This window comes from Flammeovirga sp. OC4, from assembly GCF_000812565.1.
Lineage (GTDB): Bacteria > Bacteroidota > Bacteroidia > Cytophagales > Flammeovirgaceae > Flammeovirga.
Genome location: NZ_JTAM01000176.1, coordinates 1 through 629, shown reverse-complemented (window position 1 = coordinate 629; position 629 = coordinate 1). Strand labels below are relative to the sequence as shown.

1 protein-coding gene is annotated in these 629 nt (G+C 38.6%); it reads right to left on the bottom strand.

Translation table 11 applies throughout. The features are described 5' to 3' along the window. The coding region (locus PL77_RS32195) for a hypothetical protein (protein ID WP_044213717.1) at positions 1-629 on the bottom strand (629 nt) is incomplete at both ends.

Sequence of the window (629 nt, the reverse complement as noted above, 5' to 3'; positions counted from 1 at the left end):
TGCGTTTTTTGATCATTGGCATTATCAAAAGTAGTTAATGCGATATCCTCTAATTGGTTATCTGCAAGATTTACTGTTTCTAGATAACCGAAGTTTGCAATCGTTAGGCTCGTTGGTAAGCTTGTTAAAGCTCTATTCGAAAGATCGATATCAATCACTCTACCATAGTTATCAATTTGCGTAGCTACCGGATTACCGTCATTATCGACCCAATCACGCATTTCAATTGCTTTGTCCGGTGTAGTTCCTAACTCTACAAATAGATTATAAAGTGCCACTGAATCTTCTTGCCCTAGTGTAAACAGAAGGTCAATTTGTTTTGTGAAGATCGTTAGGCCTGTAATTGAAGTTGAAGTGATATTTAATCTATAACTGTCTGCGTTGTCACTTGTCATTGAAGGAATGCTCAGTAGGGAAGCAGAACTTTCCGTCGATCCATCGCTGACTTTCGTCCAGTTATATTCTAAAGATGAGATTTCAAAACCACCATCGTAAGAGTAAGGATCTCCGAAAGTGACTGTCGCTGTTTCCGTATCTGCACCGCTATAGGTCTGACCTGCATAACTGCTGATGTACTCGCTATTATCAATCAATTCATCAAAGAATAGGAGGTTATTATCAACATTGAA